This is a genomic window from Alteromonas sp. 4NS20-0143, from assembly GCF_057542855.1.
Genome location: NZ_BAAJLR010000009.1, coordinates 54,694 through 71,023, shown reverse-complemented (window position 1 = coordinate 71,023; position 16,330 = coordinate 54,694). Strand labels below are relative to the sequence as shown.

General features: G+C 45.9%; 10 protein-coding genes. 5 read left to right on the top strand and 5 right to left on the bottom strand.

Features of this window, described 5'->3' with window-relative positions; translation table 11 throughout:
• Window positions 1–250 precede the first annotated feature (250 nt).
• A complete protein-coding gene (locus tag AC27HD_RS16135; protein WP_487107112.1) occupies window positions 251–1,498 on the top strand; it encodes a multidrug effflux MFS transporter in 1,248 nt (415 codons plus the stop codon).
• Between the two features lie 82 nt (window positions 1,499–1,580).
• On the opposite strand, the gene ilvC is transcribed toward AC27HD_RS16135, so the two are convergent.
• Window positions 1,581–3,056, bottom strand: a complete 1,476-nt coding sequence (gene ilvC, locus AC27HD_RS16130; protein WP_487107110.1) for a ketol-acid reductoisomerase — start codon at window positions 3,054–3,056, stop codon at window positions 1,581–1,583.
• A gap of 155 nt (window positions 3,057–3,211) precedes the next feature.
• Here ilvC and ilvY point away from each other — a divergent pair, with 155 nt between their 5' ends.
• Entirely contained in the window at window positions 3,212–4,078 is an 867-nt protein-coding gene (gene ilvY / locus AC27HD_RS16125; RefSeq protein ID WP_032095280.1) for an HTH-type transcriptional activator IlvY, read from the top strand.
• A 66-nt stretch (window positions 4,079–4,144) separates the two neighbouring features.
• Here the strand turns inward: ilvY and AC27HD_RS16120 are convergent, their stop codons facing one another.
• Together AC27HD_RS16120 and AC27HD_RS16115 are read right to left on the bottom strand one after the other, a co-directional pair.
• A complete protein-coding gene (locus AC27HD_RS16120) occupies window positions 4,145–5,659 on the bottom strand; it encodes a YifB family Mg chelatase-like AAA ATPase (protein WP_487107108.1) in 1,515 nt (504 codons plus the stop codon).
• Window positions 5,660–5,752: 93 nt separating this feature from the next.
• Window positions 5,753–6,370 carry a trimeric intracellular cation channel family protein gene (locus AC27HD_RS16115; protein WP_032095282.1) on the bottom strand — a complete coding sequence of 206 codons (618 nt, stop codon included), beginning with the start codon at window positions 6,368–6,370 and terminating at the stop codon, window positions 5,753–5,755.
• A gap of 614 nt (window positions 6,371–6,984) precedes the next feature.
• Here AC27HD_RS16115 and ilvD point away from each other — a divergent pair.
• Entirely contained in the window at window positions 6,985–8,835 is a 1,851-nt protein-coding gene (ilvD, locus tag AC27HD_RS16110; protein ID WP_032095283.1) for a dihydroxy-acid dehydratase, read from the top strand.
• Window positions 8,832–10,373 (top strand): threonine ammonia-lyase, biosynthetic, encoded by a 1,542-nt coding sequence (gene ilvA, locus AC27HD_RS16105; protein WP_487107105.1) that lies wholly within the window; start codon window positions 8,832–8,834, stop codon window positions 10,371–10,373. Before ilvD ends, ilvA begins: the two co-directional genes overlap by 4 nt.
• Window positions 10,374–10,512: 139 nt before the next feature.
• Here the strand turns inward: ilvA and plsB are convergent, their stop codons facing one another.
• Both plsB and AC27HD_RS16095 read right to left on the bottom strand, forming a co-directional pair.
• Window positions 10,513–12,969, bottom strand: coding sequence for a glycerol-3-phosphate 1-O-acyltransferase PlsB (gene plsB / locus AC27HD_RS16100; RefSeq protein ID WP_032095285.1), 2,457 nt, complete (start codon window positions 12,967–12,969; stop codon window positions 10,513–10,515).
• Between the two features lie 261 nt (window positions 12,970–13,230).
• Window positions 13,231–13,716, bottom strand: a complete 486-nt coding sequence (locus AC27HD_RS16095) for a GNAT family N-acetyltransferase (protein ID WP_487107102.1) — start codon at window positions 13,714–13,716, stop codon at window positions 13,231–13,233.
• A 280-nt stretch (window positions 13,717–13,996) separates the two neighbouring features.
• Here AC27HD_RS16095 and AC27HD_RS16090 point away from each other — a divergent pair, with 280 nt between their 5' ends.
• Complete coding sequence (locus AC27HD_RS16090; RefSeq protein ID WP_487107100.1) at window positions 13,997–16,288, top strand: sensor domain-containing diguanylate cyclase; 2,292 nt, start codon at window positions 13,997–13,999, stop codon at window positions 16,286–16,288.
• The last annotated feature ends 42 nt before the right edge of the window (window positions 16,289–16,330 follow it).

Genomic DNA, 16,330 nt, shown 5'->3' with positions numbered 1-16,330 from the left:
GTAGGCTGTGCATTTATTTCCTTCTTATTTTGCTATTCAATACGAGCAGGGCAAACAAATAGAACGATTCACGTTGCGGTTTTTATTTAGCAGCGCCTTCACGTTCACAGCATTAACCGACTAAGCCGCCAGTAATTGCGATAGGTGCTATCAATGCTGGCGGCTTTTTAATCAGCTTTACGGTATAATTGCCCCACGCGCGCATCGGTGCGCTTTTTTCACTCCCCACTACTTTCATATAAGAGAAATTATGCCCCAAAATGCTCATGGCGCATCGCACGATGCAGCCGTTGTTCGAAAGCCTGTTCTAGGCATTGTTGAGTTTGTCGCATTAATGGCCACAATGACGTCCTTAGTTGCCCTTAGTATCGACGCAATGCTGCCAGCCTTATTGCAAATTGGAGAGTCCTTAAATGTAGAGCAAGCCCATCATACTCACCTGATTGTTACGGTTTTCTTTGTGGGCATGGCTTTTGGACAGATGTTTTTTGGCCCTTTTTCGGATAGCCGAGGACGCAGACTGACTATTCTTGTGGGCCTTTGTATATTCGCGCTTGGTACGTTTGTGTGTATGTCGGCCACCACACTTGAAACTATGCTGGTGGGAAGAGTTATTCAAGCGTTTGGGGTATCAGGGCCACGCATTGCTTCAATGGCAATTATCCGCGACCTATACGTGGGAGACTCGATGGCGCGGGTGATGTCTTTCATCATGATGGTGTTTATTCTTGTGCCCATGTTAGCGCCTATTATTGGCCAAACAGTGATGGATTTATTTTCTTGGTTCCATATTTTTACGCTATTTCTTGTTGTCGCTACGATGGCCGGTATTTGGTTTTTCTCCCGACAAGGGGAAACCTTGCCGAGACATCGCCGGAAAGCGTTTTCTTGGAAGCAGCTCTTTTTATCTTCAAAATTGATTCTCACTAATCCATCGGTAATGGGATACACATTTGCGATGGGCTGCATCTTTGGCTCATTTCTCGCCTATTTAAGTGCTTCGCAAACTATTTTTCAAGTGTATTACAACGTGGGTGATATGTTCCCCTATATCTTCGCTACCCTTGCTTTTTCTATTGGTTTAGCAAGCTATTTTAACGGCAAAATGGTGATGCGGTTTGGCATGAGAAAGCTGTGCCGGTTTGCGCTAAAAGGTGCGAATGGTTTTGCCATCGTGTATCTAGCTTTGTTGATAGCCTACGATGGTCTGCCACCCTTAGCACTCACTGTATCGGTTATGTTTATTGGCTTTTTCTTTGTGGGTATTTTGTTTGGCAATCTAAATGCTATGGCCATGCAGCCATTAGGCGATGTGGCAGGGTTAGGGGCAGCTATTATTGGCTCGTTCTCCAGCCTTTTCTCGGTGCCAGTCGCCCTGTTTGTTGATAGCTTTCTAAACGGTAACCTTATGCCAATTGGCATCGGCTTTTTCGTGTTTTTTGCGTTGTCTTATGTGGCAGTGCGGTTTGCTGAACGCGTTAGAGAGTGCGGCGCGTAGGCATAAAAAAGCCCGACCAAAATGGTCGGGCAAAAGGGCTTATTAAAAGCACCTAACGACAGAAACTGTCCTAACCACTGCCTTACACTATGGCTTTCATGTCAGTCATGTAGCCACGCAGGGTTGTTCCTACTGATTCCACACCGTGTGAGCGGATGGCATCGTTAACTTCAACAAGGCGTTTGTTCTCTACTTGATTAGAAGTAGCAGGCAAACCTTTACCTATCACTGAAGTATCGATAGTAGGCATAAAGCTTTCACGCAAAATTGGAATGGCTGCGTTTGCAAACAAGTAGTTTCCATATTCTGCAGTATCTGAGATAACCACGTTCATTTCGTACAAACGCTTACGTGCGATGGTATTTGAAATAAGTGGGGTTTCATGCAGTGATTCGTAATAAGCCGACTCAGGTAAAATGCCTGCTTCAACCATGACGTCGAAGGCAACTTCAACACCGCATTTGATCATCGCAACAAGTAGAATGCCGTGGTCGAAAAACTCTTGTTCACTAATTTTACCTTCGTAAGTTGGCGCGTTCTCAAAAGCCGTTTCACCGGTTTCTTCGCGCCACTTAAGTAGGTTTGCATCACCGTTTGCCCAATCTTCCATCATCGTGCGAGAGAATTCGCCGCTAATGATATCGTCTTGGTGTTTTTCAAACAAAGGACGCAGTAATTCGGTTAGCTGGTCTGAAAGCTCTGCGGCTTTCAACTTCGCTGGGTTCGACAGACGGTCCATCATGTTAGTAACGCCGCCAATCTTCAGTGCTTCAGTAATGGCTTCTAGCCCATACTGAATAAGTGCACCGGCGTAGCCTGCATCAATACCGTCATCAACCATTTTCTCAAAAGCGAGTACTGCTGCAACTTGCTGCATACCGCACAAAATAGTTTGCTCACCCATCAGGTCAGACTTAACTTCAGCAACAAACGATGACTCTAATACACCTGCTCTGTCGCCGCCGGTGGCACTAGCCAGTGCCTTTGCGGTATCCCAACCTTTACCTTGCGGATCGTTTTCAGGGTGAACCGCAATGAGTGTTGGAACACCAAAGCCACGCTTATATTCTTCGCGTACTTCAGAGCCAGGGCTTTTCGGAGCGCACATGACAACAGTAATATCGTCACGAATTTGCTGGCCTTCTTCAACGATATTAAAACCGTGAGAATAGCTTAGTGTGGCGCCTTCTTTCATTAACGGCATGACCGCTTCTACAACGCTAGCATGCTGCTTATCAGGTGTTAGGTTATAAACTAAGTCGGCATCAGGAATTAAGTCTTGGTAAGTACCAACAGTGAAATCGTTACCCGATGCGCGTTTGTAAGAGTCACGCTGCTCATCGATGGCTGCTTGACGCAGTGCATAAGACACGTCTAAGCCTGAATCACGCATGTTTAAGCCTTGGTTAAGACCTTGCGCACCGCAACCCACGATCACAATTTTCTTGCCTTTAAGGAACTGACAACCGTCAGCGAATTCATCGCGTGCCATGAAGCGACAGCGGCCAAGCTGATCTAACTGCTGGCGAAGTGATAGGGTATTGAAATAATTAGCCATAAAAATTTCCGAACAACATTCATTTTTGTCAATATCAAACACCACCTTGGTGCTGACAGACCTCGTCTATGACGACTTGCTGTGAAGACTAAAAGATTTCTTTTGTTTTGGAAAATGATATATTTGCAAGATAATATTGCAAATAATGAAACGTTATGGATTTTCGCAGTTTACAACTCTTCAATCATTTGGCCACCAGCTTACATTTTGGTGATACAGCCGAGGCCATGTATGTCTCTCCTTCCACGCTAAGTCGCGTTATTCAAAGGCTGGAAGACGACTTAGGCTGCACCTTGTTTAAGCGCGATAACAGAAAAGTAGCCCTAACTCACAGTGGCCACAAGTTGCTGTCATTTTCAAAACAAGCCTTAAAAGAATGGCAGCAGCTGAAGATTGATTTAAAGGCAGACAGCGACGCACTGCAGGGTGAGATAAGTGTTTTTTGCTCGGTAACCGCCAGTCAAAGCCACTTGCCAAGCATGTTACGACAGTTTAGAGAGCAGCACCCAGGCGTTGATATTCGACTGATTACGGGCGACCCTGCATTGGCAATTGAGAAGGTAAAAAGCAAGCAGTGTGACCTGTCTATCGCTATTTATACGCCTGACATGCCTACCGACCTTCACTTTTCAGCCCTTGACGATGTTCCCCTGGTGCTCATTGCACCTCGTGAATGGCGATTAACCCAATTGAGCCAGTTAGATTGGACAAAGCATAAGGTGATCATGCCCGAAACCGGGCCTACCCGACGAACCGCGTATCACTGGTTTGCAGAGCATGGCATTCGCCCTAACGTTTACGCCTATGTAGGCGGTAATGAAGCCATTGTGAGTATGGTGGCATTGGAATGCGGAGTAGGCTTTGTGCCTAAAGTTGTGCTAGATCATTCCAGTATGGCCAGCGCAGTAACGCAAATTCAGGTAGATGATATAGAGCCTTACGCTCTTGGATTATGCTGTCTTCAAAATAAGCAGCATGAGCCATTAGTCGACGCTTTCTTAAAATTAGATGTGCGCAACTAATGCTTTAGTTAGTACCTATTTACTACCTATTGATGTGACAAAAACAGAAGCTAACTTTCTAGCTTTTTAACAGCTACTTAGTTGTTTAATTAAGTTATCGAGGGCGCGATACCCTAAAGCTTCACTAATATGCGCCCGGCTTACGGCCTCTTCGCGGTGCAAATCAGCAATGGTTCTCGCTACTTTTAACGTGCGATGAAACACCCGCATCGATAAGTTGAGCTGTTTTGCTGCCGCCTTTAAAAAGCGGAGATCGCCCTCGCTTACCTTACATATAGCCGCTAACTCACCTGCGCTTAAGGCTGCGTTTGGCTTTCCCTGCCTCATTAGCTGAATATGGCGCGTGTCGGCGACTTCTTGTCTAATCCTGTGCATTGAATCGTCAGCGCTGGGCTTTGCGATAGGCAAATCGTAATCGGGCAGTCTGGGTACCTCAACTTGAATATCTATTCTATCGAGTAAGGGGCCAGACAACCTGTTTAAGTAATTAAGCTGTTGTTGAGGAGAAAGGCGATTGTCGTCGATATCACCTGTGGGACTGGGATTCATTGCGGCAATCAGCTGAAAGTTTGCTGGGTACGTAGCACTGCCAGACGCCCTAGAAATATGCACGTCGCCTGTTTCTAATGGTTCTCGCAATACGTCTAATGCTTTTCTGCCAAATTCAGGTAATTCATCCAAAAACAATATGCCGTTATGGGCTAAGGATATTTCCCCGGGTACCGGGTTTGAACCGCCCCCAGTAAGGGCAATGGCAGAGCTTGTGTGATGGGGTGAGCGTAAATGGCGATGCATAAATTTTTCAGCATTAAGCGTTTCGCCTTTTACCGAATAGACAGAGGCAACCTCTAAGGCCTCTTCTTCAGTGAGCGGAGGCAGCAGGGCAAGCATACGGCTGGCCAGCAAGCTTTTTCCTGTACCCGGAGGCCCAACCATCAGTAAATTATGTGCGCCACTTGCCGCAATAATCAGTGCGCGTTTTGCCTGTTCTTGCCCAATGATATCGTCCCACCCTACGTCACTGTTACACGCAGAAGTAGGCGTGAATGGTTGGCCAGAGGAGAGCTTTTTATGGCCACTTAGGTGCTCAAAAACAGAGAGTAAGTCAAAAGCCGGCAGTCGAGCAGCGTGGGAGACCAGCGCCGCTTCAATATCATTATCGCCCGGGTAAATAAGCGGTATATCTTCGTTTGCGGCGGCTATAACCACGGGTATCAGGCCGCCAACAGGCTTTATGTCGCCATTAAGCGCAAGTTCGCCTACAAAGGCAATATTAAGTAAGCTCGTGTCAGGTAAGTAACCGGCTGCAACCAATATACCCATTGCAATGGGCAGGTCGAACCGCCCTCCAAACTTGGGAATATCGGCGGGGGCTAAATTAACGGTGATCCGTTTAGCAGGAAAATCGAAGCCACTATTGATGAGCGCGCTTCTTACTCGCTCCCGTGCCTCTTTTACGCTTGTTTCTGCCATGCCTACCAGCTGAAAGGCAGGAAGGCCGTTTGCCAAGTGAACTTCAACGGAAATCTCGGGTGCAGAAAGCCCCTGTCCTGCGAAGGTTTTAACAACGGCCATACTCATATATTTACCCCAGTACTGTCTTACTGCCTCTTGGTGGGTAAACAATGTAAATGAGGGAGCAGCCTTACGTAACTGTACAAGGGGCGTGTTGATCTAGCTCTGTTCGCTGTAAAATACCGGCAACTGCCAATGCCACCGCAAGCTGCCTAGGCGCAATAGCACTGTGGTTATCAGTGCAGCAATACCGCACCACTGTGTTGCAAGGTCGAAATACAGGCCAACGCCATAGGCAAAACCACCAGCAATACATGTCATCGCGTACAGTTCACCGTTTAACACTAGCGGTACTTCTCGGCAGATTACATCTCGCAGAAGGCCACCGAACACTCCGGTTATTGTTCCCATGGCAACGGCAACCGCAATGCCAGTATCATTTGCCAAGGCTTTCTCAATACCCACTACGTTAAATAGCGCCAAGCCGAAGGCATCGGCAATTAATAGGTAATGAAAAGGAAATCGGGGGCTTATGCGCAGCCACAAAATGGGAATAAAAGCGGCAACAAGGGTGGTATATAGGTAATCGGTATCAGCAATCCAAAACACGGGCACGTCTAGCATCACATCGCGCAGTGTGCCGCCACCAATGGCTGTTGCGCTAGCCAACACGATGACGCCAAATCCGTCCATGCGCTTTTGATAGGCCATTAAGGTACCAGAAATCGCACATACCGCTACACCAGCAAGGTTTAGCCAATGAAACCAATCAAACATCTATACCCGCCCTGTATCTGAAAGTTACTATTTGTGAAAATGACTATTAATAGCCGTTTAAACCGCAAAATACTTGATTCAATATTGGGTTTTATGATATTTCTTTGCGCACACTGTACGTACATAAATTCAGCGAGACAAAATCTCGACCTGCAGCGGCCACTGCAAGTGTATGTATAAAGCACGTTATAGTGTAGGACAAGGGTCGCCATAACCCTAACCGAACAACTTTTCATTTAGTGCGCGTGTCATGCAGACGCATTTACTTAGAAAGAGTACCTGCAGCTAGACACACAGCATGTCAATTATACCATTAAAAACAACACCACAATGGTAAGTTTTGAACAGCCTTTTCTGTCGCAACGGCGAAGAGTATTGCGCTACATTCATGCTGATTCAGCACATGATGTTTTAGCGCCACTGGATTCTTTCGCTAACTAATTTCTGATGTTGCTGGTATTTACGCATGGGTTGACTATGGTCGACTAGGTGTCCCTCAAAATGGGTGCCTTAGCCTAGATGCGAGACCAGCAACAGCAATAAAACACATTTAGCAGGTAACGGTATCTGCTAACTTTTATTTATTCGTTTGACTATATCAACGGGAGGGATTTATGCCCAAGTTACGTTCTGCAACCACCACGCAAGGCAGAAATATGGCTGGAGCTCGCGCGCTCTGGCGTGCCACAGGTATGAAAGACTCTGACTTTGGAAAGCCTATTGTTGCTATCGCCAACTCATTTACCCAATTTGTTCCAGGGCATGTACACCTTAAAGATATGGGGCAGTTGGTTGCTCGCAGTGTTGAGGCCGCAGGTGGTGTAGCCAAAGAATTTAACACCATCGCAGTAGATGACGGTATTGCCATGGGCCACAGCGGAATGCTTTACAGCCTTCCATCGCGAGAAATTATCGCCGACGGTGTGGAATACATGGTTAACGCACACTGTGCAGACGCTATTGTTTGTATCTCAAACTGCGACAAAATTACGCCGGGAATGCTAATGGCGTCAATGCGCCTAAATGTACCTGTTGTGTTTGTATCGGGCGGGCCTATGGAAGCCGGCAAAACCAAACTGTCTGATCAACTTATTAAACTTGATTTGGTCGATGCCATGGTGGCCGCCGCTGACGACAAAATAAGCGATGCGGACTCAGATGAAATAGAGCGTTCAGCATGCCCTACCTGTGGTTCTTGCTCGGGTATGTTTACGGCAAACTCAATGAACTGCCTAACGGAAGCGCTAGGGCTGTCGTTGCCGGGTAATGGCTCTATGCTGGCAACCCATGCCGATCGTGAAGGGTTGTTTAAAAAAGCGGGTGAGCAAATAGTCGAGTTGTGTAAGCGTTACTACGGCGATAACGATGAGAGCGTATTGCCGCGTAATATTGCTAATTTCAGCGCCTTCGAAAATGCCATGAGTCTCGATATCGCCATGGGCGGTTCGACGAACACAATATTGCACCTTCTTGCGGCTGCAATGGAAGGCGAAGTGCCATTTACGATGGATGATATAGACAGGCTGTCTCGCAAAGTACCTCATTTATGCAAGGTAGCGCCTGCTACCCCGCAATATCATATGGAAGACGTGCACCGCGCTGGTGGTGTTATCGGCATTCTCAACGAATTAAATAAAGCCGGCTTACTGAACAAAGATACTAACCACGTTCTGGGTAAGCCGCTTACCGATGTTATTAGCGACTGGGATATTACTAACCCTGAGAATAAAAAAGCCATCGAGTTTTTCCGTGCCGGGCCGGCAGGTATTCGTACCACTAAAGCATTCAGTCAAAGCTGCCGCTGGGACGAAGCTGATGCAGACAGGGAAAATGGCTGCATTCGTTCAATCGAAAATGCGTTTAGCCAAGAGGGTGGCCTTGCGGTGCTTTACGGTAATGTGGCTGAAAACGGCTGTATTGTAAAAACCGCTGGCGTGGATGAATCTATACTGACGTTTGACGGCACTGCACGTATTTACGAAAGCCAAGATGACGCGGTTGCGGGCATTTTAGGCGATGAAGTCAAAGCGGGCGACGTGGTATTCATACGTTACGAAGGTCCTCGTGGCGGACCGGGTATGCAAGAAATGTTGTATCCAACGTCTTACCTCAAATCTAAAGGGCTTGGCAAGCAGTGCGCACTGGTTACCGACGGTCGATTCAGTGGCGGTACTAGCGGCTTGTCTATCGGTCACTGTTCGCCTGAAGCCGCTAGCGGTGGTGGTATTGCTTTGGTTGAGCATGGCGACAAAATCAAAATTGATATTCCTAATCGCACCATCAATATTGAGATAAGCGATGAAGCCCTAGCTGAGCGTCGCGCGAAAATGGAAGCAAGCGATAAACCGTGGCGTCCAAAAGATCGCGTTCGCGAAGTGTCCACATCGCTTAAAACATTTGCGGCTCTTGCCACAAGTGCAGATAAAGGTGCTGTTCGAGACGTGACGAAATTGGAAGGGTTATGAGTGTAAGCGATCACGAGTATCTAAAGAAAATTTTGTTGGCGCCGGTATATGATGTTGCCGTGGCCAGCGAGTTGTCTTATATGTCTTTGCTATCGGCCGAGTTGGGCAACAACATCTTTTTAAAGCGCGAAGATCAGCAGCCAGTAAAAAGCTTCAAGCTTCGCGGGGCGTACAACCGAATTCACTCTCTTTCTCAAGCGCAGCTTGAGGCGGGCGTAATAGGTGCATCGGCGGGTAATCATGCGCAAGGCCTTGCGTATAGCGCCAAAATGAAAGGTATTAAGGCCACTATCGTCATGCCTGAAACCACGCCTGACATTAAAATAGACGCGGTACGTCGCTTTGGTGGTGAGAATGTAGAGGTCGTGCTGCACGGCACGAGTTTTGACCAAGCCAGTGGTCATGCAAAATCCCTATGCCAGGACTTTGGCTATACATTTGTTCCTCCTTTTGACGATCCTGATGTAATTGCAGGTCAAGGCACGGTAGCTCGTGAATTACTAGAGCAAAACCCGAACCTCGATATCCTATTTGTAGCCGTTGGTGGCGGAGGGTTGGCCGCGGGTATTTCTGTGTATCTGAAGCAGCTTAAACCCAGCATTAAAATTGTTGCCGTAGAATCGGAAGAGTCAGCCTGCTTTATTAAAGCTAAAGCGGCGGGTGAGCCAACTGAACTGGATAGCGTAGGCATTTTTGCTGATGGTGTGGCGGTAAAAGTCATGGGTCAGGAGACCTTCAGACTGTGTAATCGCCTAATCGATGAAACTATTACGGTATCAAACGACGAAATATGCGGCGCTATTAAGGATATTTTTGACGATACCCGCGTTATTGCTGAACCAGCTGGAGCGTTATCGGTTGCTGCTATTCGAAAATATGCCAAAGAGCACAAGCTACAAGGAAAATCCTTAGGCGGCATTTTGTGTGGCGCTAACATCAATTTCCACACGTTGCGCTATGTGTCTGAACGCTGTGAATTAGGCGAGCAGAAAGAAGCCGTGTTTGCGGTAAAAATTCCAGAGACAAAAGGTGCGTTTAAGCAGTTCTGTGAGTGCGTTGGCGCTAAAGCGATAACCGAATTCAACTATCGCTATGCCAGTGAAAATGAAGCGCATATTTTTGTAGGCGTAAAGCTCAAGGGAGGACAGCAAGAATTTGCTGCGCTTCAATCGGACTTAGAAAATAGAGGTTACGATTGCTTTAACCTAACGGATAACGAGTTAGCGAAGCTGCATGTTCGTCATATGGTAGGGGGAAGACCGCCTAGCATACTTAACGAACAGGTATTTAGTTTTGAATTTCCAGAGCGTCCCGGGGCCTTGTTAAACTTCCTAAACACACTAGGTGAGCAGTGGAACATTACCTTGTTCCACTATCGTAACCACGGGGCTGCTGAAGGGCTTGTGTTAGTTGGCTTTGACATATTGCCAGAAAGCCGTGAAGCCTTTAATCAACACGTGGTAGAGCTTGGTTATAAATTTGAAGAGGTCACGGACAACCCTGCATACCGGTTCTTTTTATCTCAACCTGCTCGCTAGCATTTATTAGCGATACCAGCCAGTTTTTCCTTATACTGCTTCTACGTAAGCTTTAGCTTACCTTGGAGCAGTATAAGGGCCCTCTTTTGTTTTTTATAAAACAGATTGCTGCAAGAATGTGTAGCAAAATCAACTCGCCCTAGTCTTTGTCTGAGTTAAGCGCAACATTTTCAAGGTGCTGCATCATCTCAGGCCAAATGAGCGCCATTACGTCTTCACGAAGGGCTTCGCATTCTTCAGAGTACTTCAAGCTGCCGTCTTTTTCTGAGTCTAACCAGTGGTTTTCTTTTAAGGCACTAATAAAGCTTGATAATACGTTCTTATCATAAAACTCTGGCGAGCTTAGGCCATAAAGAACAGAAAGACGTTCTGCTACTTTTTTACTTTCTCTCTCGAGTGCGCCTCTGCTGATAGACTTTTCTTTATCCAAAATGGTCAGCACAACAGCGTAGCGCTGCAGAGTTTCTTGCATACACCGGCTTAACAGCCATGCAGAATGGAATTGCTTACAGTGTGCGTCAGGAGGAAGTAATTCGTTATCAACCTCGCGCAACAGCCCGCTGCCAATCAATGTTGTGATAAGCGCGTCGGTATGAGCGAGGGCTTCATCTTGAGAAAGGTGAAGGAAAAGCTCTTTTTGCAGCAGTGGATAAAGTGACGCAATAAGCTCAAACACCTTATTCTTGCTGATCCCTTTTTTAGCAAAAACCGATGCCATTATTAGCCCAGGAATGGCGAACAAGTGCAAAATGTTATTGCGGTAGTAAGTTAAGTAAACAGCCGATTTAGGTTGCGGGCTTATTAGTCTGCCGTAATCGTCATCTTGTATGTCAAACCGGCCAAGTTTCAGCGTGTCTTTCAGCAATTCGTCGGCAGACGCCTCGGGAATTGTTGCATCATTACTAAACGGGGCCTGTTTGAACAAGTCGATAAAGTCGCCCATCGCTTGCTTAAGTTCTGCTTCGCTCATGGTTTGCGTTTTTGAAGACAACAGGCACAGCGAGATAAGCGCCATACCGTTAAGCGCCGCTGCTCTGTTAATGCGGGTCATCACATCGTTAGCCAGTTCGTTAACTGCCGGCGTTAACCATGCTGGCTTTTTCTCTGGCTCGGCGTCTCGGCACTCTCGCCAATTTGGAACGTGAGATTCTAAAAACTGATTAAGTTGAATTGGCTCGCCAAAGTTTACGTAGCCATGGCCATAATTTTTAAGCTTTTTGATGGCGGTGAAAACTTGAAGGTTCGATTCCTTTTTCTTTTTAGAGCCTTTCAGCTCATTCAAATAGCTTTTCACTTCCATCACGTTTTCGTAGCCAATGTAAACGGGGACAAGGCTAACCGGGCGATTTACACCTTTCAGCATCGCTTGAATGGTCATTGCCAGCATGCCCGTTTTAGGTGGAATAAGCCTTCCCGTGCGGCTTCGGCCGCCCTCGGGATAGTATTTCACCGAATAGCCTTTATTAAACAATAGCTCTAAGTATTCTCTGAATACGGCAGTGTAAAGTTTATTTCCAGCAAAACTACGTCTTAAGAAAAACGCACCGCAGCGGCGAAATATTTTACCTACTGGCCAGAAGTTTAAGTTAATGCCGGCGGCGATATGCGGTGTCACCATGCCTTCGTGATAAATAACGTAGGTAAGCAAAAGGTAGTCCATATGGCTTCGATGGCAGGGCACATAGATAATTTCGTGTCCATTAGCCGCAAGCTCGCGGATGCGCTCTGCGTGACCCACGCTGATACCGTTATAAATCTTGTTCCAAATTCGGGTAAGGATTCTGTCACCAAAGCGAATTAAGCCTTCACGATAATCCGCAGCCACTTCGGTGATGTAAGACTGCGCCCGCTCTTTGGCTTTCTCGTGTGAGACCTTTTTCGCTCGAGATTCTTCAGCCATTGCACGACGCACGGCATCAGAGCCCAATACGCTGTTGTTGAGCTCTTGTCGCTCTAGCAATGTGGGGCCAGTCATACTTTGGCGTTTGCGGTGAAAGTGAGTGCTCGCTACTCTTACAAGTTTTTGCGCAATGCTTTGATCACTACCGTGCTGATTGGCCATTGTGCGAGCCGAGACGGCTTTTGAATAATTGACAAAGTTATCGCGCCCTAAAAACAAGACAATGAATAACTTTTGGAGCCAGCTTGGTGCCGCTTTGTAAGTGATTAAGTCTCCTAAGCCTGGCTTGCCTTTACCCGGTGTTCTTCCCCAGGTGATAAATACGGGCACTACCTGAAGGTCTAGATTTTCGTGGTCGCGATGTAAATGAAATAAATCAGTAAAGACATCTTCAATGCCAGTACTGTCGCCACCTGAGCGAAAAAGCGGCTGAGTTTTTCTCAAGAATAAGGTGGAAGGGTATTCTCTGCCCGCAAGAGTCAGCGTGTCTGTAGGGCTAGGCAGCCCTAATGCTTGCGTTGACATTCTTAGCGCTAATTGGTCGGTGACCGAGTTAGTCGGTAATAAATAAACAATGGGCTTTTCTTTATCGATCCCTAGCTCGGAGTCGACGTTCACTGGAATACTGTGTGCTTTAACAAGCAACTTAACAGGATAATGAAATACCGATAAAAAGGCTTTTCGCATCCACGACATGAATTCTGTCATCCTATGAAATAAAAACGCAGTTAGTGTATCACAAAACCGGTAATGTCTTCTTTTATGCTGAATTTATGCAGGCGAATCAGAGCGACACTGCGCATTAACGTAAGTGACTGATTAGTAGCATAAGCGATGGTAGCCAATCCTATATAAAGGCTTAAACTTTCATAATGTGCGGTATTGCTCACTATCAAAACTATACACTGCACGCAGAAAAAACGTCCTGGTTAATAACGCTAAACGTCGCGTTATGTTTTAACGGGTATAACGCATGGCCACATTGCAGCGCTCGTAGGCACTTCCGTACTTATCCATTGTTTCTTTGCAGTGCTCAAATCCATTTTTTAAATAAAGGTGAATGGCCGCCTCGCAGCGCTTATTGGTGAGTAAAAATAGGGTGTTGTGAGCGATAGAGGGCGCTAAGGTTAATACATATTGTAATAGCTGCTCGCCTACTTTAAGGCCTCGAACAGTAGAAACCACTCCCATTTTAGTGAGCTCAAAAACGCCTTCCGATTTTTTTGCTAATGCGCAGGCTCCCACCACACCTAGGGTTGGGTGTTTGGCAAACCAGATGTGGCCGCCTTTATTAATAATAAACTCTCTTGGGCGAGAAATAACATCTTCATCAACGGGTTCAAGAACAAACATAGACTCTATCCATTCTCTATTTATCGAATCAAAATAAGGCGATAACTCATCGCTAAAAGGTATAAATTCCAGAGGTAAAGATTGTTCCATCGGTAAAAATTAACTTAATTATGAATAACGCTATGCTAGATAAAAAACGCCATAATGAATAGCATTGTTAGCATCTTTATCACTAGGGCAATTTTTCATTAGGTCATTTTATGATTAGAGCCTTGTCATCAGGAAACGGGGACCTTTACAGTACCGTCAAAGAGATAGGTTTGAAAAATAAGACTTTTGGCTAAAAAATTGTTTTGTAATCATTTTTAAGTTGGCGTTTCATGCATAACTTACTATTTTTATATTAGATTTTACCTACGAGCAAAACACCTTGGACAATAGGCTCTCAACAACCATCGACGCATCGATGCTCAATAGCGAACTTCCGCTCGATTTAGACGATTTAATGACATTATTGGCAGAAGCTTATGATGTGCCCATTGCGTTAATTGGTATTGTTGGTAGGCAAGACGAAGTGATAAAAGCGAGTCATGGCACTGATATCGAGTATATTCCTCGTGAGAATGCGTTTTGTAGTTATGTTGTGGAGTCCGGCGAGCCCCTACTTATTCCCGATGCTACGAAAGATGAGCGCTTTCAACATTCACAAAATGTAATCGACGACAACCATGTCGTATTTTACGCCGGGACACCTATTCATATTGAAGGCGAATCTGTTGGCGCAGTATGCCTTATTGACTCACAGCCAAGGAATATTGGCGAAAAGCACCTCACATTATTAAAGCGAATAGGCTTACTAGTGAGTAAGCATATTGGTCTTTCACGAGAGCATGAAATGCTCAAACGAGAGCACGGCCTAATCGAGAAGTCGCCTATCGTACTTGCGACATGGAATTTCGATACCTCCCTTAAATTAGCGTACATCTCCAAAAACGCACACACAGTCATTGGTGCTGATGCGGCAGATTTATTAGATGGCAAAATTGAGTTCACCGATTTGATGTGCGATGAGTCAGACGCTGACTTTACCTTTGCCATGCAGGCACACATGGAAGGGGTCGAAATCCATGTTTGTAGGCTAAAAATGTCTGTGCCTACTCGCACTATTTGGGTGAGCATGATTTCTACTGCTAGTTTCAACGACAGTGGAAGCCTTTTTTCGGTGCAGGCGTTCTTATTTGATACCAGCGATCAAAAATATGTGGAGGACAAACTCAACGAAACCAATCAGCGAATGCGTCTGCTCTTAGAGGCTTCAGAGCTAGGAACATGGGATTGGAATTTAAAAGCCGATGTGAACCAGGTAAACAGGCGATGGTGTGAAATTGTAGGTATTGATTATGAGTACTACGATACAAGCTATCGATATTCCAGACAGCTTATTCATCCAGCTGACCTCGTGCAATTTGAACAACACCTCGATGAACATTTGCGAGGTGAAACAAGCGTATTTAACACTACGTTTAGAATGAAGCACGCTAATGGTAACTGGGTGTGGGTTGAGTCTTACGGTAAAATTGTTGAAAATGACGTCATGGGAAAACCGCTAAGAGTCGCCGGTATTCACCGTGATATTACGGGAAGAATGGAGAGCGAAATCCATGAAAAGAAAAAAACGCAGCTGCTGCAGTTTATCAATAAAACGCGGGCATCTTATCTAGAAAGCAATGATCTTACACTGGCCTGTCAAACCGTACTCCCCGAGTTAATTGAGCTATCAGACAGTCAGTTTGCTTTTATTGCACAAATGCAGGATAAAGACAGTGAGCCAAAACTCTTTATTCATGCCATTTCAGACATTGTGTGGGACAGTTCTAGCTTTACGCAATACGCAGAGTATAAAAAGCGAAACCTGTACTTCACAAGTTTTGATAATTTGTTTGGCAAAGTTATTACAACCGGTGATGTGATTATTAGCAACACCCCCAAAACTCATCCCGCCTCAAGAGGCACCCCTAAAGGCCACCCTCGTATTAACCGCTTCCTTGGGCTTCCTATTAAGATAAAAGATGAAGTTGTGGGTATGATTGGCTTAGCTAACAAGTTTGAATTTTACAAAGCGTCAGATGCAGCGTTTTTCCAGCCGTTTTTAGATGCATTAGCAGGTTTATTTTATGCGGTTGATTTGGAAACCGCACGGGCAGAAGCTGAAGAAAAACTGCGTATGCTTGCGATGACCGACCCCCTTACCGGCTTGTTAAACAGACGAGCTTTCTTAGATGAATGTAATCTCATCTCCCGAACTCACCAGCAAGTTGCCATAGCCATTATCGACATAGATTACTTCAAGAGTGTCAACGATACCTACGGGCACGATGCTGGCGACTATGCATTAAAGGAGGTTGCATCACTCACTCGCTCTTTTTGCAGCGAGCACGGTGTTGTGGCTAGGTTAGGCGGTGAAGAATTCGCCATTGTGTTAGTGAACAAATCCCCTAATGAAGTAAACAGCACCTTTGAGAGTCTTCGGGAGGCTATAAACGCTGCGCAACTTGTTTACAAAGACGATCGAATCAATATTACTATCAGCACGGGGGTTAGCTATACGTCAGACTGCTTCGATATCGATTTTAGTACCTACTTGTCGGTGGCCGATCAGGCTCTGTACGAGGCTAAGTCAAGTGGTAGAAACCGCACCTGCTGGCAGCCTGGTATACTTTAACTTCATATTTGATAGCGATAGTCGCTTTTTTTGTTTGTGACA